20 protein-coding genes are annotated in these 19,171 nt (G+C 48.7%); 13 read left to right on the forward strand and 7 right to left on the reverse strand.

The genetic code is table 11. The annotated features are described in order from the left end of the window. Positions 1–50: 50 nt before the first annotated feature. The 3 genes from tpiA to GWC95_RS09875 are packed head-to-tail and all read right to left on the reverse strand — an operon-like array spanning position 51 to position 2,168. On the reverse strand, positions 51–812 hold the full coding sequence (tpiA, locus tag GWC95_RS09865) for a triose-phosphate isomerase (RefSeq protein ID WP_161818537.1): 762 nt from the start codon (positions 810–812) through the stop codon (positions 51–53). 1 nt (position 813) lies between these two features. Continuing rightward, the gene (locus GWC95_RS09870; protein ID WP_161818538.1) at positions 814–1,008 is read right to left on the reverse strand and encodes a DUF4177 domain-containing protein; all 195 of its coding nucleotides are present in this window, start codon (positions 1,006–1,008) and stop codon (positions 814–816) included. Between the two features lie 2 nt (positions 1,009–1,010). Continuing rightward, on the reverse strand, positions 1,011–2,168 hold the full coding sequence (locus tag GWC95_RS09875; RefSeq protein WP_161818539.1) for a putative sugar nucleotidyl transferase: 1,158 nt from the start codon (positions 2,166–2,168) through the stop codon (positions 1,011–1,013). A gap of 233 nt (positions 2,169–2,401) precedes the next feature. Between GWC95_RS09875 and pruA the strand changes: the two genes are divergently transcribed. Then, positions 2,402–4,033 carry an L-glutamate gamma-semialdehyde dehydrogenase gene (gene pruA, locus GWC95_RS09880; protein ID WP_161818540.1) on the forward strand — a complete coding sequence of 544 codons (1,632 nt, stop codon included), beginning with the start codon at positions 2,402–2,404 and terminating at the stop codon, positions 4,031–4,033. A gap of 115 nt (positions 4,034–4,148) precedes the next feature. Here pruA and GWC95_RS09885 read toward each other — a convergent pair whose 3' ends face one another. Next, positions 4,149–5,579 (reverse strand): thioredoxin family protein, encoded by a 1,431-nt coding sequence (locus GWC95_RS09885; RefSeq protein WP_161818541.1) that lies wholly within the window; start codon positions 5,577–5,579, stop codon positions 4,149–4,151. Between the two features lie 270 nt (positions 5,580–5,849). On the opposite strand from GWC95_RS09885, the gene pdhA reads away from it, so the two are divergent. The 9 genes from pdhA (at position 5,850) to GWC95_RS09930 (ending at position 12,943) form a co-directional block, all read left to right on the forward strand. Further along, positions 5,850–6,845, forward strand: coding sequence for a pyruvate dehydrogenase (acetyl-transferring) E1 component subunit alpha (gene pdhA, locus GWC95_RS09890; protein WP_161818542.1), 996 nt, complete (start codon positions 5,850–5,852; stop codon positions 6,843–6,845). A gap of 62 nt (positions 6,846–6,907) precedes the next feature. Further along, the gene (locus tag GWC95_RS09895; protein WP_161818543.1) at positions 6,908–7,570 is read left to right on the forward strand and encodes a tetratricopeptide repeat protein; all 663 of its coding nucleotides are present in this window, start codon (positions 6,908–6,910) and stop codon (positions 7,568–7,570) included. Positions 7,571–7,576: 6 nt separating this feature from the next. Beyond that, positions 7,577–8,056, forward strand: coding sequence for a 6,7-dimethyl-8-ribityllumazine synthase (gene ribH, locus GWC95_RS09900; protein WP_161818544.1), 480 nt, complete (start codon positions 7,577–7,579; stop codon positions 8,054–8,056). 138 nt (positions 8,057–8,194) lie between these two features. After that, positions 8,195–8,914 (forward strand): (Fe-S)-binding protein, encoded by a 720-nt coding sequence (locus GWC95_RS09905; RefSeq protein WP_161818545.1) that lies wholly within the window; start codon positions 8,195–8,197, stop codon positions 8,912–8,914. 172 nt (positions 8,915–9,086) lie between these two features. Continuing rightward, a complete protein-coding gene (locus tag GWC95_RS09910; RefSeq protein WP_202630275.1) occupies positions 9,087–9,503 on the forward strand; it encodes a four helix bundle protein in 417 nt (138 codons plus the stop codon). A gap of 98 nt (positions 9,504–9,601) precedes the next feature. Then, on the forward strand, positions 9,602–10,012 hold the full coding sequence (locus tag GWC95_RS09915; RefSeq protein WP_161818547.1) for an EVE domain-containing protein: 411 nt from the start codon (positions 9,602–9,604) through the stop codon (positions 10,010–10,012). A 279-nt stretch (positions 10,013–10,291) separates the two neighbouring features. Next, positions 10,292–10,702, forward strand: a complete 411-nt coding sequence (locus tag GWC95_RS09920; RefSeq protein WP_161818548.1) for a hypothetical protein — start codon at positions 10,292–10,294, stop codon at positions 10,700–10,702. Positions 10,703–10,871: 169 nt separating this feature from the next. Beyond that, positions 10,872–11,594 (forward strand): SIR2 family NAD-dependent protein deacylase, encoded by a 723-nt coding sequence (locus GWC95_RS09925; RefSeq protein ID WP_161818549.1) that lies wholly within the window; start codon positions 10,872–10,874, stop codon positions 11,592–11,594. A gap of 44 nt (positions 11,595–11,638) precedes the next feature. Continuing rightward, entirely contained in the window at positions 11,639–12,943 is a 1,305-nt protein-coding gene (locus GWC95_RS09930) for a hypothetical protein (protein ID WP_161818550.1), read from the forward strand. Between the two features lie 55 nt (positions 12,944–12,998). On the opposite strand, the gene GWC95_RS09935 is transcribed toward GWC95_RS09930, so the two are convergent. Continuing rightward, positions 12,999–14,258, reverse strand: a complete 1,260-nt coding sequence (locus GWC95_RS09935) for a nucleoside recognition domain-containing protein (protein ID WP_161818551.1) — start codon at positions 14,256–14,258, stop codon at positions 12,999–13,001. A gap of 189 nt (positions 14,259–14,447) precedes the next feature. Between GWC95_RS09935 and ychF the strand changes: the two genes are divergently transcribed. The 3 genes from ychF (at position 14,448) to GWC95_RS09950 (ending at position 17,686) form a co-directional block, all read left to right on the forward strand. Then, positions 14,448–15,551: a redox-regulated ATPase YchF gene (ychF, locus tag GWC95_RS09940; protein ID WP_161818552.1), complete on the forward strand. Its 1,104-nt coding sequence runs from the start codon at positions 14,448–14,450 to the stop codon at positions 15,549–15,551. Between the two features lie 79 nt (positions 15,552–15,630). Next, positions 15,631–16,764 (forward strand): NAD(P)/FAD-dependent oxidoreductase, encoded by a 1,134-nt coding sequence (locus GWC95_RS09945; protein ID WP_161818553.1) that lies wholly within the window; start codon positions 15,631–15,633, stop codon positions 16,762–16,764. A gap of 121 nt (positions 16,765–16,885) precedes the next feature. After that, entirely contained in the window at positions 16,886–17,686 is an 801-nt protein-coding gene (locus tag GWC95_RS09950) for a glutaminyl-peptide cyclotransferase (RefSeq protein WP_161818554.1), read from the forward strand. A 29-nt stretch (positions 17,687–17,715) separates the two neighbouring features. Here the strand turns inward: GWC95_RS09950 and GWC95_RS09955 are convergent, their stop codons facing one another. Together GWC95_RS09955 and GWC95_RS09960 are read right to left on the reverse strand one after the other, a co-directional pair. Then, a complete protein-coding gene (locus GWC95_RS09955; RefSeq protein ID WP_237722121.1) occupies positions 17,716–18,549 on the reverse strand; it encodes a class I SAM-dependent methyltransferase in 834 nt (277 codons plus the stop codon). A 93-nt stretch (positions 18,550–18,642) separates the two neighbouring features. After that, a complete protein-coding gene (locus GWC95_RS09960; protein WP_161818556.1) occupies positions 18,643–19,170 on the reverse strand; it encodes an HU domain-containing protein in 528 nt (175 codons plus the stop codon). Position 19,171 lies beyond the last annotated feature (1 nt).

Below are 19,171 nucleotides of genomic sequence, written 5' to 3' on the forward strand. Positions count from 1 at the left end.
TTTCGACTAAAGATCCCTTCCAGCATTTTCGGCCACAAGCTTCTGCAACGTTATTTCAACGCACCGATGATCGCAACGAACTCATCAACAACCAATGAGGCGCCGCCTACCAGTCCACCGTCAACATCCGGCTGAGAAAAGATCTCAGCGGCATTGGCGGCTTTAACGCTTCCGCCATAGAGGATAGAAATATTTGCCGCTACGCCGCTGCCGTATTTCACGGCCAGCTGTTCGCGTATGAAGGCGTGCATTTCCTGTGCCTGCTCACTCGTGGCCGTTTTACCAGTGCCGATGGCCCAGATGGGTTCATAGGCGATCACAACCTGCTGCACCTGCTCCGCAGACAAATGAAACAGCGATTCTTCCAGTTGTTTGGCCACGTATTCGTTCTGCGTGTTTGCCTCGCGTATGTTCAGCGGTTCGCCGCAGCAAAAGATCGGGTGGATATTGTATTCAAGGCAGATGTTCAACTTTTCCGCGAGCAACTGATTGCTTTCCTGGAAATATTCCCTGCGTTCTGAATGCCCCAGTACTACGTATTTTACGCCGAGCGATTGCAACATCTCTACCGATGTTTCCCCTGTGTAGGCACCGTTCTTTTTGCTGTAACAGTTTTGCGCGGCAACGAACATACTTTCCTTACCTGCAATTTTGTGTTGCGCCATTTGGATATAAGGTGCAGGAACGGCAAAGATGGCCTGCTGGTCCTCCTTCAGGTTTTGTTGCTTTGCGATGATCCCCTCCAACAAAGCCGCGCCTTGTTCGATCGTCAAATTCATTTTCCAGTTTGCTGCTGCGATCTGTTTTCTCATATTAGTTGATTTCTTTTTTCAGAATAATAAAGCGGTCCTTGCTCGACATATCCGTAGCCGGCGGCGAAACCGTGACCACTTCCCACCCCTCTTTCCCAAGGTCGTTCAAAGTATTCAGCAACAGGTCCTCATCGATCTTCCCGGTCCAAACACTTTTTACCGGTACTGTAACGATCTTATACTCGAACTTTTTCATGTTTATGTATTTGCGGCAAATATAGATTTCAGAACCGAGGTTTCGGCCGCTGAAAGCGAATGGCCCTTTAATTTTTTCCAGTTGTTGATATCGTTCAGCGCTTTGTCGAACTCGTACTCCGTTCCCGTTACACCCCACCTGAAATTGGCCACGATGGTTGGCAGCAACCCTGCCCCGAACACATTGCTCGCAACACCGATCACCGTTCCGGTATTGATCGAGGAATTGATCGCCGCGCGCGAATAATCGCCCATCACCACACCGCATTTTTGCCCGGCAGAGAGGTATTGTTTCTGGTGATGGCTCCAGACCTTAACATCCCCGGCTGTGTTTTTCAGGTTGCTGTTTGAGCTTCCTGCACCAAAATTGCACCACTCGCCTACCACCGAATCGCCGAGGTAACCATCGTGGGCCTTGTTGCTGTATCCCATCATCACACTGTTCTTGATCTCCCCGCCACCCATGCACGATGGCCCCAGTGTAGTGGCGCCGTATACACGGCTGTTGAGTTTGAGCACAGAGTTTTCGCCCATCGAAAACGGCCCGCGTATGGCGCTGCCTTCCATTACCTCCGCGTTTTTGCCAATGTATATCGGCCCGGCGGATGCATTGAGCGTGCAGAACTGCAGCCTGGCGCCTTCTTCAATAAAAATATTTTCGGCATGCAACACATTCACCGTTGGCGGGATGGGTTGCGATGTTCTGCCCTTTGTAACCAACGCAAAATCGTTGCGGATCATTTCGTCGTTCCACTGCATCAACTGCCAGGGGTAACGGATCCTTTTTTGGTCTGCTGCCTGTATTGTCTTTTGATAGGATCCAGGACTGGGATCGAATGCCCCATGTGCCACTTTTGTTCTCGCCGCTATGAGACCGTTGCCATCGGCAATGCAGCTTTCTCCTGTGAGTTCAAGCACCTGTTTTACCAGTGGCCCGTCTGCAACAACCGCCGCATCTATCCATAGATGTTCTTCTTCCGGGAAATGGCTGTAGAGCGCCTGGAGATCGTCCGTTGTATGAACGAAAACTGCTTGTCCTGAAACCCGCTCCCATCTTTCTTTTATCGTTAGAATTCCAAAGCGCAACCCCGCTACGGCCCTTGTATAAGTGAGGGGAAAAAGGTTGTCGCGTTCCTTGTTGTCGAATAATACGATCGCCATGGGGCGAAGATACGAACCACCCGGGCTTTACGGTGTAAATTCGGTTGGGTCGCCTGCTAACATCATTGCGGTTGTGGCCCGAAGCCGATCAACTGAATTTCGCTATTCATTACCAGATCTTGACCATTCATTATCGCCTTCCGTTAAATTCCTGCTATCGACAATCACTGCCTCCCGCAGGCCATTACCGATCCCCCAAAACTTCTTAACTTGCGCACTCAAAAACATTCCCTATGAGTCTTGGATATTTCTCCTACCCTTTACCGGCCAATGAACCCGTTCTGCAATATGCACCGGGCAGTACTGAAAGAGCAGCGCTCAAAAAGACCCTGGCCGAACTGAAAAAGAAACCGATCGAAATACCGATGTATATCGGCGGCAAAGCAGTTAAGACCGGTAAGAAGGTAGAGATCCGTCCCCCGCACGAATTGTCACATACCCTCGGCTATTTTCACGCAGGCGAGGAGAAACACGTTCACCAGGCGATCGATGCCGCATTGAAAGCGAAAGACGCATGGGCGGCCATGAGTTGGGAAAACAGGGCGCACATCTTCCTGAAAGCGGCCGACCTGATGGCCACCAAGTACCGTTTCCACATGAACGGAACCACGATGCTCGGCCAAAGTAAAAACGCCTTCCAGGCGGAAATCGACAGCGCCTGCGAACTGATCGATTTTTTACGGTTCAATGTTCACTTCCTGAGTGAGATCTATAAACAGCAACCCATCTCTTCACCCGGCATGCACAACCGCATGGAATGGCGCCCGCTCGAGGGTTTTGTGCTCGCGGTTACACCATTCAACTTTACGGCCATCGGCGGCAACCTTCCTACATCGGCTGCGATGTGCGGTAACGTAGTGGTTTGGAAACCTGCCAACACACAGATCTATTCTGCACAGATGACGATGCGCATTCTCAAGGAAGCCGGCCTTCCCGACGGCGTAATCAACCTGATCTATGTAGATGGCCCAACCATCGGCAAAGTATGTTTCTCGCACCGCGATTTTGCAGGTGTGCATTTTACCGGATCAACAGGCGTATTCAACAACATGTGGAAAGTGATTGGCGAGAACGTGGCCAAATACCGCTCCTATCCAAGGATCGTGGGAGAAACCGGCGGAAAGGATTTTGTTGTGGCACACAAAAGCGCAAATGTGGATGCGGTGGTTACTGCATTGGCAAGGGGTGCGTTTGAGTTCCAGGGACAAAAATGTTCTGCCGCATCACGCGCCTACATCCCAAGCAATATCGCGGATGAAGTGAAAACAAAACTGGTGGCCGCCATCAAATCCATGAAAATGGGAACGGTAGAAGACTTCACCAATTTTGTGAATGCGGTCATAGACGAGAAAGCATTCAACAGCATCACCCGCTACATAGACAACGCGAAAAAAGACAAGAAAGCAAGCATACTGGTTGGCGGAAACTACAGCAAGAAAGAAGGTTACTTTATCGAACCAACCGTTATCGAAACCAGGGATCCGAAATACGTAACCATGTGCGAAGAGATCTTCGGGCCGGTGCTTACGCTGCATGTGTACGATGCGGAGAAATTTGAAGAGACACTTGCGCTGGTAGACAGCACATCGCCGTATGCATTAACAGGCGCCATCCTCTCGCAAGACCGGGAAGCGGTGGAACTTGCAACCAATAAGCTGCGTAATGCCGCAGGTAATTTCTACATCAACGACAAACCAACCGGCGCCGTAGTGGGCCAGCAGCCTTTTGGCGGCGCCCGCGGTTCGGGAACGAACGATAAGGCCGGCAGCATGATCAACCTCTACCGCTGGCTCAGCGCGAGAACCATCAAAGAAACCTACAATCCGCCGGTGGATTACAGGTATGCGTTTTTGGGAGAAGCTTAAGTAGCTGACAGATACAGGATCCTATACAAAAAAAGAGAGGAGCAAGATGATCTTGCTCCTCTCTTTTTTATCTGCATGAAATCTAATCGTTGTTAAAACGAAGGCTCGAAGAAAGCTATTCTTCCGTCCATGTCTTCTCTCCTCTCTTCATTTTGTCCAGTGTTTCCTGGAGAGACTTTTTAGAAGCGGCGTCGGTAGTAAGCTCGATGGCTTTTCCCTGTACTTCGATCGCTTCTTTGGTTTTGCCGAGTTTGTGCAGGATGTTGGCATAGGTATCCATGAACATCGGGTTCTTGTTTTCTGCAAAAGAACGTTTGCTCCAGTCGAGCGCCTGTGTTACACAGGTCATGTCTTTACAGTTTTCAAAAACAGTCCATGCATACGTGTTCAATTCTGCCGGTGTGGCTTTAGCGCCGTATTTATTCATGAACGCCACTACTTCTGTCTGGAAGTTGGGCCAGTCTTTCGTGTTCTGGTAGTAGGTCACTTTCCCTTTCGACACCATCTCATCCGCATTCTTAGGATCCCTGTTGCGCGCGCCTGCTGCAATGGCATCCCAGTCTACTTTTGTTTTTGCTTCCGCCGCTTTTGCCATTGGTGTATATACTTCCTGGCTGTACACCATATTGTAAACGGTCTTATTCGTCATTTCGGCGATATCGGCCGCAAACTGCGGGTATTTCTGGCTGGCGCTTGCGATCAGCGGTGCGGCATCGGGAGCCTTTGTTCTGTCGGCCGCCAGTTTGCGGATGCCCGGGTTGATCTCTTCCGCGGCAATAATGCTCAGTACTTTTGCTTTCGATTTTCCCTCACCGATCAACGCATCGATCTTGGCCGGGTTGTTCAGCATCAGCGCAAAACCTTTGTCTTTTGAAGTAGTGGTAAACTGCGCAACAAACTGCGCGTTCTCCTTGGAATCGAAATCTGTGAGTCCTGCAATGTAATCGCTGGCAATGGTATTGGCCATTTTTGTATCGTATGCCGCCGCTGCCATGGTTGCCATTTTGCGCAGGAACGCAGGGTCTTTCTCCCCGTTCTTATAGCGTTTCAGCTGTGTATAATATTGGGTTTCGGGCGATAAGGCTTCTTTTCCTTTGGCGATAAAGAGCGCCGCATCGGGTGTTGCACCAACGCTGCGGTGAACCACTTCCCCGTTCGGATCAAACATCAGGTAGGTAGGATAAGCATTGATGGCATAGGTCTTCTCAATTTCCTTCATGTCTTTGCGCCAGCTTTGCACACGCGCATCGTCGTTGCCCGTACTGTCGAACTGAACCTTTACGGCCAGGAATTTATCATTGAAGAAATCGCCTGTTTCTTTCAGCGGGAACACATTCTTATCCATGTGCTTGCAGGGGCCGCACCAGGTGGTCATGCAATCCATGATGATGAACTTGTTTTCGGCTTTCGCTTTGGCAAGAATCTCCTTCCAGCTACCCTGTTCAAGCTTCAGTCCAACAGCAGATTCGCCCGCATTGGCTTTCGTGGTAGCCTGGGCCATCCCCAGCAGGGGCAGGAACATCAGCGCCAGCAATATTTTTTTCATAAGATTGAGGTTTAGAGAGGTAATTTAAAAATAAATCAACAGAATACAAAAGGAATTAATAATTAGGAATTAGGAATTCCGTACCTGTAACAGGTCACCTGCATTTCCTAATTATTAATTCCTAATTCCTAATTTCCCACAGTTTTCCACAATAGGCGTTTTTTTGGGCATTTCGGGCATTTTGGGACCAATGTTAGGGTTTTCCGTTCACGCCGGTATGTTCCATGTTCCATCGCTTTCCCCTATATTTGCCCCTCTAAAATTTGAGAAGTGGCTACTAAATTTTCAAAAGAAACTTATCTCTACTGGTACGAATTGATGCAATTGATCCGCCAGTTTGAGCTGAAAGCTGAAGAAATGTATAAAATGGCCGGTAAGATCCGTGGGTTTTTCCACGCTTATGTGGGCCAGGAAGCAATTGCCGCGGGTTGCATGACCGCCACCGGCGCCAACGACCCTTTCATCACCGCCTACCGCGACCATGGTCTCGGGTTGGCAAAGGGCATGTCGGCCAACTCCTGTATGGCCGAGCTTTACGGAAAAGCGACCGGGTGCTCCAAGGGAAAAGGTGGAAGCATGCACTTCTTCAGTGTTGAACATAAGTTCTTTGGCGGCCACGGTATTGTTGGTGCGCAGATCGGAACGGGTGCGGGACTGGCATTTGCCGAGAAATACAACGGCACCGATAACGTGGTGCTTTGTTTCTTTGGCGACGGTGCCGCGCGTCAGGGTATGCTTCATGAAACCTTTAACCTGGCCATGTTGTGGAAACTGCCGGTGATCTTCATCTGCGAGAACAACAACTACGCCATGGGTACATCCATCGAACGCACCAGCAACGTGGTGGATATTTACAAACTTGCCGATGCATACGATATGCCAGCCGATAAGGTAGACGGCATGGTTCCCGAACTCGTTCACGAACATGTGGCGCGCGCGGTGAAGCGGGCACGCGAGGGAGACGGCCCTACACTGCTGGAAATGAAAACCTACCGTTACAAGGGGCACTCAATCTCAGACCCGCAGAAATACAGGTCTAAAGAAGAAGTGGATGAATACAAGGACCAGGATCCGATCACCAAAGTGAGAAATACCATCCTTGAGAATAATTTTGGCAGCGAAGCAGACCTCAAAGCCATTGATGACCGCATCAACCAGGTGGTGGAAGAAAGCGTGAAGTTTGCCGAAGAAAGCCCGTGGCCGGCGGAAGATGAATTGCTGAAAGATGTTTACATGGACCAGAACTACGTATTCGAAAAAGACTAACCCATCATTTTACCATCATTTTACCATCATTTTATAAAACAGATTTCTAAAAAATAAAAGTAATGACTGAAGAAAAGAACGAGGCCCTTGTAAAAGTGCAGGGTTTCTGGGAAAAATTCCAAAAGCCGGTGATCATTGTTATCGCTGTGATCGTGATCGGTGTAGGCGGATGGTATGGCTACAAAAAACTCATCGCGGAACCTAAAGAAGAACAGGCGGCAGATGCACTGTTCAAATCCCAGCAATATTTCAGCGCAGACTCATCCAAACTGGTATTGAACGGCGATGGCGGTTCGAGCAAAGGCGTGTTATACGTGATCAACAATTACGGCGGAACCAAAGCGGGCAACCTCGCTAAATTCTACGCGGGTGTCAGCTACATGAAACTCGGTGATTTCAATAACGCGGTTAAATACCTGAAAGATTTCTCAACAGACGCCAAACAGGTTGAGGCGAAAGCATTGGCCTGCCTCGGCGATTCTTATTCGGAACTGAATAAAAAAGAAGATGCCGTAGCTGCCTATAAAAAAGCAGCGGGCACGATCGAATCGGACCAGGCGAACGCCGCAGAATACCTCTTCCGCGCAGCAGCATTGGAGGAAGTGAATGGCAAAACCAAAGAAGCGCTTGACCTCTACAAAGAGCTGAAAGAAAAATACCCGGCAACAGACAAAGGCGTACAGGCTGATAAATACATCTATCGACTGAGCATAGAAAAGAACTAATTACCGATGGCTACAAAAGGCAACACATCAGTAAACAAAGGCATCCCTGCGATAAAGGATGCCTTTGTTGTAATTGTAAAAACCGAATGGAACGCGCACATCATCAACAAGCTGGAAGCGGGTGTGAAAAAGGTTTTCAAAGAACACAATGTAAGCAGCAAAACACTTACGGTTCCCGGCGCATTTGAGATCCCGTTCACCGTAAAAAACCATTATGCCTATTCGGATGTATTGCCCGATGCCTACATTACCCTGGGCACCGTGATCAGGGGCGATACGCCGCATTTCGATTACGTATGCAATGCCGTTACCGATGGCGTTGTACAACTCAACCTCTCGCTCGATGTACCTGTGATCTTTGGCGTGCTAACGGTAGACAACGAACAGCAGGCCATCGAACGCATCGGGGGCAAGCATGGCCACAAGGGTGAAGAAGCGGCGATAACCGCGATCAAGATGATCGCGCTCAACAGGAAACTAAAATAAGATCCCGGCTCAGAAAGATCAGGATGGCTGTGGAATTAAAATGGCTAAATTGGGGTGAATAAGAAACCCAGGACCCGACACCAACGCCCAAAACCAGTTGTAAACTCCCGACCCCCTAACCCTAACCTTAACTGAAACATGAACGTTCAATTATTCATCCCCTGTTTCGTAGACCAGCTCTATCCGCAGGTAGCTTTTAATATGGTGAAAGTGCTGGAGAAAGCGGGATGCACGGTTTCTTATAATACAGCGCAGACCTGTTGTGGCCAGCCGGCCTTCAACGCTGGTTTTTGGGGTGAAGCGAAAGAAGTGTGCGGTAAGTTCCTGAAAGATTTTTCGGGAACGGATTACATCGTCGCGCCAAGCGCAAGCTGCGTTGGCTTTGTAAGAAACTATTACAATACCTTGTTTGAAAACGCACCCGAAAGCGCGCTCGCAAAAAAAACAGCCGAACGCGTATTCGAATTCTCCGAGTTCCTTATCCATATCCTGAAGATCGACGACCTGGGCGCCACATTCAACGGTCGCGCCACCTACCACGACAGTTGCGCCGCCTTACGCGAATGCAAAATAAAAACAGAACCGCGCCAGTTGCTCAGCAAAGTAAAAGGACTGGAACTCGTAGAAATGAACGACGTAGAAACCTGCTGCGGTTTCGGCGGAACATTTGCCGTAAAGTTCGAACCGATCAGCATAGCCATGGGCGACCAGAAAGTAAACAACGCCACAGAAACAAACGCTGAATACCTCGTCAGCACAGACATGAGCTGCCTGATGCACATCGACGGCTGTAACAAACACAAACACGCCGGGCTGAAAGTAATGCACTTGGCGGATGTTCTAGCAAGCGGATACTGAATAATTAGGAATTAGTAATTAGGAATTAGGAATTAAGATTGGTCCCGGTTTGCGGCCACATTAAAATCATTAATTATTAATTCCTAATTCCTAATTCCTAATTAAAAAGGGTGTTTTTTGCGGAAAATACCTATTCATAACTTTATGCAGTTTCCTATTTTGCACTATGGTTATGGTTAGGGTTGGGCGGTACAATGCGGTAAAGGAAAAAAGCTATCTTTTCTCTTTGAGGATCATAAAACTTTACAGGCATTTGCGTGATAAAAAGGAGTTCCAATTGGCCAACCAGGTTTTGCGGTCGGGCACTTCAATCGGGGCAAACGTTGAGGAGGGACTGGGTGGATCGTCGAGGAAAGACTTTAAGGCCAAACTTGACATAGCTTACCGCGAAGCAAGAGAAACGAACTATTGGATCAGGCTGCTGAAAGACGCGGGAATAATAGAACAACGCCTGGCCAATTCATTCCAGGAGCAATGCGAAGAACTCCTCAAACTTCTTTCCTCCATTTTAAATACCTTAAAATTAAACACCCAAACCATCCGTCATTCAGAAACAACCCAAAACAATGATGAGAAACCCCGAACTTAACAAACCGAAATAATTACCCATTACCAACAACCAATTTCTAACTCCCTAATAATTACCAACAACCAATTCCTAATTCCTAATTACTAATTCCTAATTAAATGCGCTATTGGCTGATCAAATCCGAACCCTCCGTTTACAGCTGGGATCAATTTGTAGAAGAAAAAGAAACATTCTGGAACGGTGTGAGAAACTATGCCGCACGAAATAACCTGCGCGCCATGAAAAAAGGCGATCTCGCTTTCTGGTACCACAGCAACGAAGGAATGGAGATCGTTGGCATTGCAAAGGTTACCAAAGAATCTTACCAGGACCCTACCACCAACGACCCCGCATGGCTGGTGGTTGACTTCAAACCCCACAAAAAACTAAAGAAGCCCGTGAGTCTGGCAGCCATTAAAGCAGACAAGCGCTTGGCCGATATGGACCTGGTTCGCCTGGGCCGTTTGTCTGTTGGCACCGTTAAACCGGAAGAATGGAAGATCATCATGGAGATGGCCGGGGAAAAATAACGGATCTTCAATGCAGGGCTTTTCTACAGGGGCTTCTTTGCGCAAACTGATTTTTGTTGCGCCAATTCTGAACTTATCAATCGCTTTGCTGCCGCTATGCAAAGCGATTTTTTTTTTGCTCCTCTCCTCTTTTAGATTTTCATCAGCGGTTGTTTGTTGAATGCCGTTAACCATGTTTGCCAGATTTAACATCTGCAATTGGGTTACATTTTCGCCTCACAACGTATTCATGTCTGCAGGCCTGCGCTTTAATTTTTCACAATTAAAAAACCTGTAATCATGAAAAGCAAAACCATCGCTGCAATAACCATTGCGGCCGCCGTACTCATTTTCGCTTTCGTTCTTTTCTCAAAAAAACAAGCGCAGAAACCATTTTCACTTGTTGGTGAATGGAGGGTCGACAGCACCTACCTCTCAGACACTTCCAAACCCGCTTCTTCTTTTTTTGTAGCGGTAAAAAACAAGCCCGAAGACAAAGGATCGGTGTTTTTTAATGCAGACAGTACCGTTTCGGATAGTCCGCACTCAACGGACAGCATCCAGACAAAGTATTACCTCAAAGATTCAACACTGTTCATCAATGCGGGCACGGGCAAAGGGTTCGTTCCAAACAAGGTCGTGCAGATGAACGACAGCAGCTTCGCGTTTTTGGTTGAAGATGCAGTAACTGTAGTGCTCAGGAGAAAATAGTTACGCCTAACGATTGCTGCCTTATGTAACTTTTTTTCTTTTTCATTCCCTGGTAAATCCCGTTTGTAAAAAGGTAGTCGTTACCGGGCCAATGGTATGCGCTACGCATTGTTTATTTTCTTTGTATCGATATGGTGCGTAATTTTAAGGGGACCATTTGCATTGATGTATGGAAGAGACAAGAACAGGTTTGTATACCGGCGAAAAAAAGAAGCTCGTTGTATTAACCGGTGCAGGCATCAGCGCGGAAAGTGGTTTGCGCACCTTCCGCGACAGTGATGGTTTGTGGGAGGGTTACGATATTTACGAAGTTGCATCGCCCCGCGGTTGGGCAAAAGATCCCAAACTTGTTCTTGATTTTTATAACATGCGCCGGAAAGACATTGCCCATGCAAAACCGAATGCGGCACATATAGGACTGGCCGAACTGGAATCGCTGTTCAACGTGCACATCATTACCCAGAACATCGACGATCTCCACGAACGCGCCGGTAGTTCGCAGGTGCTGCATCTGCACGGCGAGATCTTTAAAATGCGGAGCGTAAAAAACACGACGAAGATCTACGATATCAAAGGAGACATCCGGCCTGGAGACACGGCACCCGATGGCGGACAGCTTCGCCCGCACATTGTATGGTTTGAGGAACCGGTTCCCATGATTGAGCGCGCAGCGGAGATAGCTGCTACCGCAGACCTGTTTGTTGTGATCGGAACATCGCTGGTGGTGTACCCGGCGGCGGGGCTGCTGCACTATGCACCACGCGGCATCCCGAAATTTATCCTGGACAAAACGATCCCATCAACCGGCAATGTTGCCAACCTTACCGCCATTGAAGCGCCGGCATCGGAAGGCATCGAATTGTTAAAAGAAAAACTGCGGCAATACCTTTAGAATTTCGCTAACACCAATTGGAGTATCCTTGTACAAATTTCTGCATGGGAAGACTACTGCTTTTTTTATTGTTGCTGGTTACCGCCGGAAGCCGCGCACAGGTAAGTTCATCGTTCAACGAATTGCGCAACATGCAGAAGGCGGATCTGCGAAGGAACATTGGTTCAGATTCATCCCTCTTCATAAACGCATACGGAAAGAATGGCATCAATTATCTACTCCCGCTTTACAAAGCGGTTTACTACGAACAAATACTAAGGAAAGATACGCTGGGCTATTACATGGACCTGTCAGCCGCGCTTGCGTTGGTGGGCGACATGAGATCGATCAATGAAACCAGGAAACTATCGCAGGAAAAATTATCGTCCGGGGAATTGCAGGAAACGAGGAAGCTGGTAGATTCTCTGAAAGCGATCGTGTATGACGACGCCCGCAGGTACATTCTTTCCAAAACAAGGAACAACCGCGTGGTGATGATCAACGAAACGGCCGACAACCCTTTGCACCGCGTATTTACTACCTCGCTGCTGGAGGAAATGTACAACCAGGGTTTCCGCTATTTTGCAACCGACCTGCTGAACAGCAATACGCGCCGTTCCATTACAAAAGTGGATGCAAATGCGGGTTATGGAATCATCGAACCCAATGCAGGCGAGCTGGTGCGCAAGGCGTTGGAACTGGGTTTCACCTTGGTTGCCTATGAAGATACGGTACGCAGTCATAATGTGAAACAAAGGGAATATGCGCAGGCGGAAACACTTGCGGCGCTCGTTAAAAAAGATCCAGCCGCGAAAATACTGGTGCATGCAGGTTACAGCCATGTACAGGAAGCCGCCCTTTCGGATGCATTTATTCCCATGGCCGCATACTTCAGGATCATCGCCGGGATAGATCCGCTTACCATCAACCAGGCGAACATGTCTGAAGGCGGAACCAATTCTTTTGAAGCGGAAGTATACAGGCAATTCATACGCAAACACCCTGTTAATGTGCCAACGGTGGCGTTGCTGGACAATGCGCCGGTTGACATCACCGGGATGATCCTGAATGATATTTACGTGATACATCCACCTGTAAAATTTGTAAACGAGCGGCCCGGTTGGATGGCATTGACCGGCAAGAAAGAGATCCAGGTTGCTGCCGCGTACAAATCCAGTTTCCTGGTGCAGGCCTATTTCCTGAAAGAATACAGCGATAAAACGTTGTCGGCCGCCGTTCCTGCCGACCAGACCTACACCAGCGCGTCAAATGGTTTGTATTACCTGTACCTGCGCAAAGGAACCTACAGGATCGTGTTCAGGGATAAGAATTATGCGTTATTGGGATCGAAGGATATTGAAGTGAATTAGAACTTCTTTTTCCAAACGCAACGGACATTCGTGTTCATGCAGCCCCCAGGCGGTTTTATTTAAAGAAGATGTACGCGATGAATATCGCAGCGATCACACCCAACAGATCTGCCAGCATACCCGCCCATATGGCGTACCTTACTTTTTTAATACCCACACTTCCGAAATACAAAGCGATGATGTAAAAAGTAGTGTCTGCACTGCCCTGGAACGTTGAGGCGAGTTGCCCGATGAAACTGTCTGCACCATGCACCTTGAAAATATCAAGCATCAACCCTCTCGATCCCCCGCCGCTGAACGGGCGCATGATGGCCACCGGCAATGCCGGCACAAACTCGCTTGTGATGCCGAGCTGAACAAAACACCAGCTGATCGCGTTGATGATCGCATCCAGCGCGCCGCTGTCGCGGAACACACGGATCGCCACCAGCAATCCCACCAGGTATGGTAGCACTTTGATCACCACTTCCCAACCCTGCTTCGATCCTTCGATGAATGCATCGAACACGTTTATCTTTTTCACAAAACCGCCCACGATAAAAGCGCAGATGATGAAAAACAGGATGCTGTTCCCCATCACGTTGCTGAATGTTTCTTTTGTGAAGATGCTGGGAACGGGAACATTTTTTTGAGAGGGCAGTCCGTTGATGAACCACGCGAACATCCCGATCAATGCAATGATGCCCGCCAGCCAGCCCACCAGTACAAGATCAAAACGCAGCCGTTGATAGATGCCCGTGATGATAATGCTTGCAACCGTTGCAACCGTTGTTGCCAGCATCAGGGGAACAAATACACTTGTAGGATTGGTGCTGCCCCCGCTGGCACGGTACGCGATGATCGACAGGGGAATAAGCGTTAAACCGCTCGTATGCAGCACGAGGAACATGATCTGCGAATTGCTCGCAGTGTCTTTTTTAGGATTGAGCGTCTGCAGGCTGTCCATCGCCTTCAAACCAAACGGCGTGGCGGCGTTGTCGAGGCCCAGCATATTGGCGCTGAAGTTCATCACCATTTGTCCCATGGCAGGATGTTTCGCCGGCACTTCCGGGAAAAGCCTTTTCATGAACGGGTTAAGGATGCGTGCGATGAAATTGATGGCGCCTGCTTTTTCGCCGATGCTCATCAGGCCGGAAAAAAAGATCATGGCGCCGGCGAGTGGAAGGCCGATGTCCATGACAGATGATTTTGACGCATCAAAAATCCCTTCCACCAGTTTTTTGAAGATCTCGTAATCGTGGAAAACGATGAGTTTGATGAGAGCGATGATCAAACCGATCACGAAAAAAACGATCCATACATAGTTCAGCGCCATAGACAGGGATTAACAGGAGTGAAAATAGGGAAAAAAGGCATGCGCCGGTTGCGGGCTGTTCACTCCGGCCTGCCACTGCAAAACCTGTTGATGTGCCTGTTTCCGGCAACAGCGGTCATAGCATTCCTGCCGTTGCCCCGCAGCCCGAACCTCACGGCTTTTACCTATATTTGCCGCTCAAATTTTTATATGGCTTTACAAGCAGGCATCGTAGGGTTACCGAATGTGGGTAAATCAACATTATTCAACGCAGTGAGCAACAGCGCCAAGGCACAGGCGAGCAACTACCGCTTCTGCACCATCGAACCGAATGTGGGTCTGGTAGATGTGCCGGATGCACGACTGAAGAAACTGGCGGAACTGGTGAACCCGGACCGCATCGTTCCTACTCAACTGGAGATCGTAGACATTGCCGGGCTCGTTCGCGGAGCGAGCAAGGGCGAGGGTTTGGGTAATAAATTCCTGGGAAACATACGCGAAGTGGATGCGATCATTCACGTGGTGCGTTGTTTCGAAGACGAAAATGTATTGCGTGAAGAAGGAGCGATCAACCCGATCGGCGACAAAGAGATCATTGAAACCGAACTGCAGTTGAAAGACCTCGAGAGCGTAGAAAAAAAATGGCAGAAAGTAGAGAAAATGGCGCGTGTGGGCAGCGATACAAAAGCCAAGGCAGAATTTGAGATACTCGGCAGGTGCAAAGACCATCTTGAACAGGGAAAGAACATTCATACACTGGGTTTGAGTAAAGAAGAAAAACTGGCGGTTGCCGACCTTTTCCTCCTTACCGATAAACCGGTGCTGTATGTAGCCAACGTAGACGAGAACAGCATGCATACCGGCAACAAATATTCAGATGCACTGAAAGAAGCTGCAAAGAAAGAAGGTGCAGAAGTGATCGTGATGTGCAACAACATCGAGGCGCAGATCGCAGAAATGGAGGCGGAGGATGACAAGCAGATGTTCATGGAGGAATATAAGATGACCGAGCCGGCGCTGAACCGTCTTATTACATCGGCTTACCAGTTACTCAACCTCGATACTTATTTTACTGCAGGCGTACAGGAAGTGCGTGCATGGACGATCCACAAAGGCTGGAAGGCGCCGCAGGCAGCAAGCGTGATCCACACCGATTTCGAAAAAGGCTTTATCAAAGCCGAGGTGATCGCCTATGATGATTTCGTAAAATACGGCAGCGAAGCCGCGTGCCGCGAAAACGGCCGCTTACGCATAGAAGGAAAAGAATACCTGGTGCAGGATGGAGATGTGATGCATTTCCGTTTTAATGTTTAGTTTTTCTTCAGCGCAGGGCTTGCCGTATTGAATGCAGGAAGCCCGAAGCCGTTAACAAGCTCAACCTAAACCCACCCGAATGCTTTCTATCTGGGAAAAAGAGTCATTCTATGCCCCGCAGGATGTAATCATCATCGGCGCAGGCTTGATGGGCCTGTGGAGCGCATTGGAACTGAAGAAAAAAAACGATGCGCTGCGTATCACCATTCTGGAAAGAAATACCATACCACTCGGGGCCTCTACACGCAACGCGGGATTTGCCTGCTTCGGCAGCCCGACGGAACTGATCTGCGATGCAGAAACGTCCGGGGCCGACAATATGCTCGCGGTGGCGGAGATGCGTTACAAAGGCATCGAAAAGATCCGTACGTATTTTGCTGATGCTGTGATTGCCTTCGACCTGTGTGGCGGGTACGAATGCATCAACAAAGACTATAAATATTGGGATGCATTGAACGACAGGATCGCGTGGCTCAATGCAACTCTACAACCGATCACCCATCGCAAAAACACTTTCCGGAGAACCGATGAAAAGCTGGCCACGCTTGGGTTACAGGGTTTCGACTGCCTGCTCGAAAACAAAACGGAAGCCGCCCTGCACAGCGGCAAACTCGTTCAGGCACTAACCAGCAAAGTGCAGTCGCTCGGTGTTACTATCCTGTACGGCATGGAACTGGAACGATGGGAAAACAATAAGGATGTTGTATCCATCTATACAAAGCAAAACATACAACTGCAGTCGCACAGACTTTTGTTCTGTACCAATGGCTTTACCCCGGCGCTCGGGGAAGGGTTGCCCGTAAAACCGGCACGCGGACAAGTGATCGTAACCTCTCCCATCGAAGGCCTCGCACTCAAAGGCACGTTCCATTACGACGAAGGTTTTTATTACTGGCGCAACCTCGGCAACCGGGTATTGCTCGGTGGCGCGCGCAATACGGCGTTTGAGGAAGAAGAAACAACCGATCTCGCAGGATCCATGCCTGTGAAACGGGCGCTCGAAGATTTTTTGAAAACGCACCTGCATCCAAAATACCAATACACGATCGAACATCACTGGAGCGGCATCATGGGGTTTACGGCAGACAAAAAGCCCTTTGTAGGCCAGGCGGGCCCCAACGCAATGGCAGCCATCGCCTGCAACGGAATGGGGGTTGCACTTACACCAATGATCGCGGAAAAAGTTGCGGCAAAACTGCTTGCCGATTTTTAACAGGTTGTGTGCCTGTACTTGGTTATTTTTGACTGGTTGATGAACGTTCCGCAGGTATTTTGCTTCGCGATAAACAGCCAACAAAAGAAGGAAACATAAACGGTAAACAAATTATTCCCGAATGAAAAGATTCATTACGCTCTGCGCCTTATCTGCTGCTTTATTTGTAGGTTGTAAGGATGAAAAACCAAAAGACGACGAACCGGTGAATGTAACGCCTGCACCGGCAACAATGAATTACACCGTAGTAAAAGCATATCCACACGAAACAAGTTCCTTTACCGAAGGATTGTTCTGGCACAACAACGAAATGTATGAAAGCGTTGGATTAAACGGAACCAGTTTTCTTCTGAAATCAAAACTGGAAACGGGTAAGCCCATCAAAAGCATAAAGCTCGAGGATGCCTATTTTGGTGAAGGAACAGCCCTGCTCAACAACAGGATCTACCAGCTCACTTACCAGGAGCACAAGGTCTTTGTTTACGACATGAACTTTAAAAAGACCCAGGAGTTTGAGTGGCCCTACGAAGGTTGGGGCATGACCACCAACGGCAAACAACTCATTGTAAACACGGGCGGCAGCAACCTTTATTTTGTAAACCCCGAAACCTTTAAAGTAGAGCGTACGCTGGGTGTATACAACAACCGCGGTTATGTAGACAGCATCAACGAAATGGAATATGTGAACGGTTATATTTATGCGAACCGCTGGCTTACCAACTCCATCATCAAGATCAACCCGTCAACGGGACAGATAGAAGCCATTGCCGACCTGGGCGATATTTTTCAACGCAGCAATCTTGTAAATCCCAATAAAGAGGGATCCTGCCTCAATGGCATTGCTTACGATTCAACAAAGCAATCGTTTTATGTTACCGGGAAGTATTGGCCGAATTTGTTTGAAGTGAAGTTCGACAGGTAGTGGGCTCCTGTAGCATTTTCCAACATAAATTACTTATTGAAAATGTAGATCACTGAACTGCATCTTTTTTTATCGCGTAAAGTTCCCAGGTTGGAGAGCATCCCGTTCCAGAAAGCGCCGATCAGGTTACCGCCTTCGTTCCTGTATTGTTCACTGAGCATGGAAACATAAAAACTATCGAACCACATAGGTTTGGTATCATCCAGCGTAAAACCCTTTGCCCTGCCCAGTTGCTCCATGCTCCTGGGTGAGAAATGATAAAGGTGGCGCGGCACATCGTAAGCGGCCCAGAATTCGCCGTAGGCCTTTGCATCGCGACTGGTATAGTTGGGAACGGCGATGATGAGTTTTCCGCCGGGTTTGATGAGTTTGTAAAACTGAGCAAGGTAGCCATGCAGGTCGTGCACATGTTCAAGCACGTGCCACATCGTGATCACATCAAACTGTGCATCGGCCAGGCCAAACAGTTTTTCGGGTGGTTCCAGTGTAAGGCCGTATTTGTCGAACGCATTGGTGCGGGCGGTCGGGTCGGGTTCAAGCGCGGTTACAGACCAGCCGGCGGTTTTCATCGTATTGGCAAATGCCCCTGTGCCTGCGCCCACATCCAGCAATGTACCGGTGTTTGTGCCGGCAGCATTACAGACCAGGTTGCGCTTGCCCTTCAATGTATAGTTGCGCACAAAATGATACAACCGGTTCACGAGCCCTTTCTGCGTATCAGAATGGGAAACGTAATTCACGGATTGGTAATAGGGAGCGATCGATGTCGCGTCGGGAACATGCTGTGTAAAGCGTGCGGTGCAGTCTTCGCAATGAAAGATCTCGAATCTTTTTTTCGAAACGGTGTAGTCTACTGCGGACAAGGCCGGGTAAATGGCAGTAGAATAACAACAGGGACAAGCACTATAAACAATCGTTTGCGGCATAATTGATCAGGTCACGAATTGAACCGGTTCTTAACTGTAATAAAATAACAAAGCGCCAGCGCCAAGTATCGCCAGCACAAGGGCGTATACCCACCAGTTGTCTTTTGTTTCTTCTTCGATCACCTCTTCTTCTACCAAGACATTCTCCTGCACACCAGGCACGGCGCCTTCCAGGCCATACGATGGAAAAAGATCGGTATAACGTGGTGTTGGGGTGAAAGCGATCCTGCCATTTTCATCCCTGTGCAACTGCCCCACTCCTTTCAGTTCCACCGATCCGTTCTCTAAAAACCGGCTGCGGAACCCGTAAGAAAAATCGTGGAACTGTTTGATGGCGGTTACATCATCCACCGCCATCTCGTGCGCAAGAAAATCGAAAAAAAGTTTTTCAGACATCGGGATCACACCATCCGAAAACACGATGGATTCAACGGGCGCATACAGCAACCCGGACTGCTCATCGTACCGCGCATGCGCTTTCTGAACCGTAAAGCTTCCCAGCTGCGGAATACAGAGGTGTTTGTGTAAAACAAGGTATTTATAGAGATGTTGATCCATT

It is taken from the genome of Sediminibacterium roseum, assembly GCF_009939005.1.
In the GTDB taxonomy this organism is placed as follows: Bacteria; Bacteroidota; Bacteroidia; order Chitinophagales; family Chitinophagaceae; genus Sediminibacterium; species Sediminibacterium roseum.

Bases quoted from the DNA above. Each gene is read 5' to 3' on its own strand.
- tpiA (WP_161818537.1), bottom strand. From the start codon at position 812: ATGAGAAAACAGATCGCAGCAGCAAACTGGAAAATGAATTTGACGATC.
- GWC95_RS09870 (WP_161818538.1), bottom strand. From the start codon at position 1,008: ATGAAAAAGTTCGAGTATAAGATCGTTACAGTACCGGTAAAAAGTGTT.
- GWC95_RS09875 (WP_161818539.1), bottom strand. From the start codon at position 2,168: ATGGCGATCGTATTATTCGACAACAAGGAACGCGACAACCTTTTTCCC.
- pruA (WP_161818540.1), top strand. From the start codon at position 2,402: ATGAGTCTTGGATATTTCTCCTACCCTTTACCGGCCAATGAACCCGTT.
- GWC95_RS09885 (WP_161818541.1), bottom strand. From the start codon at position 5,579: ATGAAAAAAATATTGCTGGCGCTGATGTTCCTGCCCCTGCTGGGGATG.
- GWC95_RS09895 (WP_161818543.1), top strand. From the start codon at position 6,908: ATGACTGAAGAAAAGAACGAGGCCCTTGTAAAAGTGCAGGGTTTCTGG.
- ribH (WP_161818544.1), top strand. From the start codon at position 7,577: ATGGCTACAAAAGGCAACACATCAGTAAACAAAGGCATCCCTGCGATA.
- GWC95_RS09905 (WP_161818545.1), top strand. From the start codon at position 8,195: ATGAACGTTCAATTATTCATCCCCTGTTTCGTAGACCAGCTCTATCCG.
- GWC95_RS09910 (WP_202630275.1), top strand. From the start codon at position 9,087: ATGGTTAGGGTTGGGCGGTACAATGCGGTAAAGGAAAAAAGCTATCTT.
- GWC95_RS09915 (WP_161818547.1), top strand. From the start codon at position 9,602: ATGCGCTATTGGCTGATCAAATCCGAACCCTCCGTTTACAGCTGGGAT.
- GWC95_RS09920 (WP_161818548.1), top strand. From the start codon at position 10,292: ATGAAAAGCAAAACCATCGCTGCAATAACCATTGCGGCCGCCGTACTC.
- GWC95_RS09925 (WP_161818549.1), top strand. From the start codon at position 10,872: ATGGAAGAGACAAGAACAGGTTTGTATACCGGCGAAAAAAAGAAGCTC.
- GWC95_RS09930 (WP_161818550.1), top strand. From the start codon at position 11,639: ATGGGAAGACTACTGCTTTTTTTATTGTTGCTGGTTACCGCCGGAAGC.
- GWC95_RS09935 (WP_161818551.1), bottom strand. From the start codon at position 14,258: ATGGCGCTGAACTATGTATGGATCGTTTTTTTCGTGATCGGTTTGATC.
- ychF (WP_161818552.1), top strand. From the start codon at position 14,448: ATGGCTTTACAAGCAGGCATCGTAGGGTTACCGAATGTGGGTAAATCA.
- GWC95_RS09945 (WP_161818553.1), top strand. From the start codon at position 15,631: ATGCTTTCTATCTGGGAAAAAGAGTCATTCTATGCCCCGCAGGATGTA.
- GWC95_RS09950 (WP_161818554.1), top strand. From the start codon at position 16,886: ATGAAAAGATTCATTACGCTCTGCGCCTTATCTGCTGCTTTATTTGTA.
- GWC95_RS09960 (WP_161818556.1), bottom strand. From the start codon at position 19,170: ATGGATCAACATCTCTATAAATACCTTGTTTTACACAAACACCTCTGT.